At 40.4% G+C, this 6,391-nt stretch carries 4 protein-coding genes; all 4 read left to right on the forward strand.

All coding sequences use genetic code 11. The annotated features are described in order from the left end of the window. Positions 1-80 precede the first annotated feature (80 nt). The gene (gene ftsH / locus EKM93_RS07915) at positions 81-2,270 is read left to right on the forward strand and encodes an ATP-dependent zinc metalloprotease FtsH (protein WP_125714722.1); all 2,190 of its coding nucleotides are present in this window, start codon (positions 81-83) and stop codon (positions 2,268-2,270) included. A 105-nt stretch (positions 2,271-2,375) separates the two neighbouring features. Beyond that, positions 2,376-3,260: an Hsp33 family molecular chaperone HslO gene (gene hslO, locus EKM93_RS07920; protein WP_125714724.1), complete on the forward strand. Its 885-nt coding sequence runs from the start codon at positions 2,376-2,378 to the stop codon at positions 3,258-3,260. An 89-nt stretch (positions 3,261-3,349) separates the two neighbouring features. Then, complete coding sequence (gene dusB / locus EKM93_RS07925; protein ID WP_125714726.1) at positions 3,350-4,357, forward strand: tRNA dihydrouridine synthase DusB; 1,008 nt, start codon at positions 3,350-3,352, stop codon at positions 4,355-4,357. Between the two features lie 76 nt (positions 4,358-4,433). After that, positions 4,434-5,924: a lysine--tRNA ligase gene (gene lysS / locus EKM93_RS07930; RefSeq protein WP_125714733.1), complete on the forward strand. Its 1,491-nt coding sequence runs from the start codon at positions 4,434-4,436 to the stop codon at positions 5,922-5,924. The last annotated feature ends 467 nt before the right edge of the window (positions 5,925-6,391 follow it).

The raw sequence follows: 6,391 nt of genomic DNA on the forward strand, positions 1-6,391 counted from the left end.
CGTCATAAGCATCAGTTTATGCTATTATGCTTTTAAACTATGTTTTTGTAAGTAAATAATTTTTGTATAGGAGGTAGCACATGAAGAATAAGAAAAATGGACTATTCGGTAATAGTCTATTTTATATATTTATGTTTGTGGTGATTATTGCCATTGTCGGCTGGTTTGTGGGCAATAATAATAGTCAATCGCAATCACAAAACATCACTTCTTCTGAATTCGTAAAGAATTTGCAAAAAAATAAAGTCAAATCTTTTACAATTCAACCATCTAATGGTGTGTACAAGGTTAGTGGGGTTTACCGTAAGGCTCAAACCGTAAAAACTGAAAAGAGCAATAGCTTCGGATTACTTTCTGGAAACAAGAGTGATACGACAGCCAAGCAATTTAGTACAACCGTTTTATCAACAGATACAATCTTAACCCAGGTTAACAATGCGGCTAAGAAGAATAACGTTTCTGTTAATGCCAGTGAGGAATCGCAATCTGGTTTATGGATTTCGATTTTGACAATGGTCTTGCCGTTTATCTTAATTTTTGTATTCTTATACATGATGATGGGACAAGCTGGACAAGGCGGCGGTGGCAATGGCCGAGTGATGAACTTTGGGAAATCTAAGGCTAAACCACAAGATCCTAAGAAAAATAAAGTTCGTTTTTCAGATGTCGCTGGTGCGGAAGAAGAAAAACAAGAATTGGTCGAAGTTGTTGAGTTCTTAAAGGATCCAAGGAAGTTTGCGTCTCTAGGCGCACGTATTCCAGCGGGTGTTTTACTAGAGGGCCCTCCAGGTACTGGTAAAACATTGTTGGCAAGAGCCGTTGCCGGTGAAGCTGGCGTACCATTCTTCTCCATTTCTGGTTCTGACTTCGTTGAAATGTTCGTCGGTGTCGGGGCAAGTCGTGTCCGTGATTTGTTTGAAAATGCGAAGAAGAATGCACCTTCTATCATCTTTATTGATGAAATTGATGCCGTCGGTCGCCAACGTGGTGCTGGTATGGGCGGTGGCCATGATGAACGTGAACAAACCTTGAACCAATTACTGGTTGAAATGGACGGGTTTACAGGGAATGAAGGCGTCATTGTCATTGCCGCTACAAACCGTTCCGACGTTTTAGATCCAGCGTTATTGCGGCCTGGCCGTTTTGACCGGAAGATCTTAGTTGGTCGGCCAGACGTTAAAGGTAGAGAAGCCATCTTGAAAGTTCATGCGAAGAACAAACCATTAGGTGAAGATGTGGACTTAAAAGAAATTGCCCACCAAACACCAGGTTTTGTTGGGGCAGATCTTGAAAACTTACTGAACGAAGCGGCCTTAGTTGCTGCTAGACGAAGCAAGAAAAAGATTGACGCAACTGATGTGGACGAAGCTGAAGATCGGGTTATTGCCGGTCCAGCTAAGAAAGATCGGGTTATTGCACCAAGAGAACGTAATATGGTAGCTTATCACGAAGCTGGGCATGCAATTATTGGCTTAGTTTTAAGTGATTCTAGAACGGTCCGTAAGGTAACCATTATTCCTCGGGGACGTGCTGGCGGTTATGCCATCATGTTACCTAAAGATGATCAATTCTTATTGACTAAGAAGGAATTAAATGAACAGATCATTGGGCTTTTAGGTGGCCGAACTGCTGAAGAAATTATCTTCAATAGTGAATCCAGCGGGGCTTCCAATGACTTTGAACAAGCAACGCAAATTGCCCGCAGCATGGTCACCCAATATGGGATGAGCGAACGGCTGGGAACAGTTGCTTTAGAGGGCAGCGGCCAACCATTTGTTGGTGCTGAATATGGTCAAGGACCAGCCTTTTCTCAAGCAACAGCTGCTGCGATTGACGATGAAGTTCGACGTTTCATTGATGAAGCCCACGAACAAGCACGTCAAATCATTGAATCACACCGTGACCAGCATAAAGCGATTGCGGAAGCGCTGCTTAAGTATGAAACTTTAAATGAAAAGCAAATTTTAAGTTTATACAACACCGGTGCAATGCCAGCTGATGAAACGTCTGATGAATTCCCAAGTGAAAGTGCAGCAACTTTTGAACAAGCCAAACAAGCGGCTGATCAAAGAGACGCTGAAAAGCAAAGCACTGAATCTGAAACATCAGCATCTGAAGCTACAGCAGATTCAAAAGCAGATGAAACACCAACTACAGCGGATCAACCAGTTGATGAGGCTACTGCTGAAAAACCAGCAACGCCAGAAACTTCTGAAAAACCATCGGAACCAACAGATGATGAAAATTCAGATAATTCGCACAACGATTGATCTTCAGTAAAATATATGTTAAAAAAGTGGCTAGGAATATTTCCAAGCCACTTTTTATGTGGCGTTAATCTGGTTAAATAAAAATATAATAGGAGTGTATCGATAATGAGCGATTATTTAGTCAAAGCTGTCAGTCAAGATGGCTTGTTGCGAGCATATGCAGTTAATGCAAGTGCTTTAGTACGGGAAGCACAACAGCGTCAAGAAACTTGGAGTGCTGCAACAGCTGCCATGGGTCGATCAATGATTGGCACATTACTATTAAGCACCTCCATGCTGCAAGGCAATGAGAAATTAACCACCCGTATTATGGGGGATGGTCCTGTGGGTGGCATTGTAGTGGACGGTAATGCCCAGGGAGATATCAAAGGCTATGTTCAAAATCCTCAAGTAAATTTACCGTTAAACTTAGTGGGTAAAATTGATGTAAAACGGGCTGTTGGGACTAACGGGATGCTCAGTGTAACTAAGGATTTAGGTTTGAAAGAACCATTTACGGGACAAGTACCATTAGTATCAGGCGAGTTAGGTGAAGACTTTACGTATTATTTGGCGAAGTCAGAACAAATTCCTTCAGCCGTTGGTCTGTCAGTTTATGTTAATGCGGATAATACAGTGGACGTGGCTGGTGGTTTTATGATCCAAGTTTTGCCTAATGCCGGCGACGATCAGCTAACGAGAGTAGAACAAAATTTAAAAACATTACCATTAGTTTCAGAATTACTGCGGGCTGGTGAAACACCGGAAAGTATTTTGAGCAGCATTTTAGGTGCGGATAATTTGAAGGTTTTAGAAAAGATGCCGGTTCAATTTAAGTGTGACTGTTCCAAAGCACATTTTAAAAATATTATTGCTACTTTAGATGCAGCGGAACTAGAAGATATGATCCAGCAAGATGGTGGTGCTGAAGCGGTTTGCAAATTCTGCGGCAACCATTATCAATATAGTGTTGCGGAATTACAAGCAATGATTGCCGAAAAAAAAGAATGATTATTTCTTTGAAATACGTTATAGTTTTGTGATAGCATTATTAGTATCAGTGCATAATTTTTGACGTTAATAATTAGGGGGTCAAAAGTATGGAATGGAAAATTGGCGATGTGACGATTCCAAATCAGATCGTTGTTGCACCGATGGCAGGGATCAGTAATGCTGCTTTTCGTGTAACATGTAAAGAGTTTGGCGCGGGCCTTGTTGTTTGTGAAATGATCAGTGACCGTGGCGTGATGCACCATAATCAAAAAACAATGAGTATGTTGTTTGTAGATCCTAATGAACATCCAGTGAGCACCCAAATTTTTGGGGGTACTAAGGAAACTTTAGTACAAGCAGCAGAATTCATTGATCAAAATAGCAGCACCGATATCATCGATATTAATATGGGCTGTCCCGTAAATAAGGTTGTTAAAACGGATGCTGGCGCCCATTGGCTGTTGGATCCGGATAAAGTTTATGAGATGGTTCATGCAGTTGTTACCAATGTCAGCAAACCAGTCACTGTCAAAATGCGGACTGGCTGGGATGAAGACCATGTTTTAGCCGTAGAGAATGCTTTAGCAGCACAAGCGGCTGGCGCTAGCGCCTTAGCAATGCATGGCCGTACGCGGCAACAAATGTACAGTGGCAAAGCGGACTGGACGATTTTAGCAAAAGTTGCTGATAAATTAACCATTCCTTTTATGGGCAATGGGGATGTTCGGACACCTGAAGATGCAAAGCGCATGTTAGATGAGGTTGGCGCAGACGCTGTTATGGTTGGCCGGGCTGCATTAGGAAATCCGTGGATTTTAAGACAAATGCGAACTTATATTGACACCGGTGAGTTATTGCCTGAACCAACGCCTCGTGAAAAAGTAGAAACGGCAAAATTACAGTTACAGCGATTGGTTGATTTGAAAGGTGAACGCATTGCTGTACCTGAATTTCGGCAGCAAGCAGCTTATTATCTAAAAGGCATTCCTCGGGCTGCTAAGGCTAGAGCAAAAATCAACAGTGTATTTACACAAGCAGAAGTGATCACAATTTTGGAAGATTTTGTCGTCCAAGCGGAAACGAGACAGCATCGTGAAGACCGTAAAGGCGCTTAACTTATAAATAAAATTATATAATCGTGGATAGAGGAGTGAAGGTTCATTGGCTAAGGCTAAGAATGAAAACAAAGAGATGAACGATCAATTAAAGGTTCGTCGTGAGAAATTACAAGAACTAATTGATGAAGGCGTTGATCCTTTTGGCCACCGTTTTGAACGGACAGATGTTGCAGCAACTTTAAATGAAAAGTATGGCGATCAAACCAAGGAAATGCTAGAAGCAAAACCGATCAAAGTTATTATTGCCGGTCGGATGCAGACAAAGCGCGGAAAAGGGAAAGTCGGTTTTGCCGATATCCATGATCGCACAGGAAAAGTTCAAATTTACGTTCGTAAAGACGTTGTTGGTGAAGAGAACTACCATATTTTTAAACGTTCTGATTTAGGGGACTTCTTAGGCGTTGCCGGTGAAATCATGCGGACGGATACTGGTGAATTAACCGTTAAAGCAGAACACGTCACTTTCTTATCCAAAGCTTTACGGCCATTGCCTGATAAGTATCATGGTTTAACAAACGTGGAACAACGCTATCGGCAACGTTATTTAGACTTAATTGCCAATCGTGAAAGTTTTGATCGGTTTACAAAGCGGACTAAAATTATTAATGCTGTGCGCCAATATTTAAACGACAATGAATTTATGGAAGTTGAGACACCAGTTTTACATGCACAAGCTGGTGGTGCTGCAGCGCGGCCTTTTATCACACATCATAATGCTTTAGACATTGACTTATATTTGCGAATTGCATTGGAACTTCATCTTAAACGCTTAATTGTTGGTGGGATGGAACGGGTTTATGAAATTGGTCGTGTCTTTAGAAATGAAGGCATTGACACAAAACATAATCCTGAATTTACAGAACTAGAAAGTTATGCCGCTTATTTTGACTTTACTGATGTAATGGATGAAACTGAGGGTATCTTTAAGGCTGCTGCTAAGACGGTTACTACTAACGGTGAAGTTACTTATCAAGGCGAAACAATTGATTTGGACAAGCCATTTAAACGGATTCATATGGTTGATGCAATTAAAACAGCAACAGGCGTCGACTTTTGGCCGGAAATGACTTTAGAGCAGGCTCGAAAATTGGCCGATGAACACCATGTCCGTTATGAGGATTACTGGCAAGTTGGGCATATCATCAACGCTTTCTTTGATGAATTTGTAGAAGATACCTTAAAAGAACCTACCTTTATTTATGGTCATCCAATTGAAGTTTCACCGTTAGCTAAGAAAAATAAAGATGATAGCCGCTTTGTTGATCGGTTTGAACTATTTATTTTAGGTAACGAATATGCGAATGCTTTTACGGAATTAAATGATCCGATTGATCAGCGTCAGCGTTTTGAAGCACAAGCTGCTGAAAGAGCTGCGGGTAATGATGAAGCACAAGGGATCGATGAAGATTTTGTGGAAGCTTTAGAATACGGGATGCCACCAACTGGCGGATTGGGTATTGGTATTGATCGTTTGGTGATGCTATTAACAGATGCACCATCCATTCGAGACGTGCTGTTATTCCCAACAATGCGCCCAGATAAAGAAGAAACAACTGAAGAATAACCTACTATTTTAAAAAAAGTCGATTAATTACATTTTTTTGTAATTAATCGATTTTTTTTGTTGACGTGAGCCTAGTTATCGTATAGAATTAAATACTGTTGATTGAACGTATTGTGTTTATAAATATGTAAGACAGAGTATAAAAATACATTGAACTTGTATATTTAGAACTTGGACAAGTAAATATCTGATTTTTATCGAGATTGTTAATATCTTTTGAAAAATATTTTAAAAATTTGTTGACAAACATCTGATATCTTGTTATGATTATATAGTTGTCTGATATGGAGATGAATAAATATTCATTCCATCGACATAAAGTAGTTCTTTGAAAACTGAACAAAGTTTCGATTTTATCAAATGTGCAGGCTAGGTTCTTAGGAACCTAATAAAAGTAACATTTGCGAAGTCAATTCGCTAGCAAACAAAAAAATGAGTCACAAACTTTATTTGAGAGTTTGATCCTG

The sequence above is a fragment of the Agrilactobacillus yilanensis genome (assembly GCF_003946725.1).
In the GTDB taxonomy this organism is placed as follows: Bacteria; Bacillota; Bacilli; order Lactobacillales; family Lactobacillaceae; genus Agrilactobacillus; species Agrilactobacillus yilanensis.

Bases quoted from the DNA above. Each gene is read 5' to 3' on its own strand.
- dusB (WP_125714726.1), top strand. From the start codon at position 3,350: ATGGAATGGAAAATTGGCGATGTGACGATTCCAAATCAGATCGTTGTT.
- hslO (WP_125714724.1), top strand. From the start codon at position 2,376: ATGAGCGATTATTTAGTCAAAGCTGTCAGTCAAGATGGCTTGTTGCGA.
- ftsH (WP_125714722.1), top strand. From the start codon at position 81: ATGAAGAATAAGAAAAATGGACTATTCGGTAATAGTCTATTTTATATA.
- lysS (WP_125714733.1), top strand. From the start codon at position 4,434: ATGAACGATCAATTAAAGGTTCGTCGTGAGAAATTACAAGAACTAATT.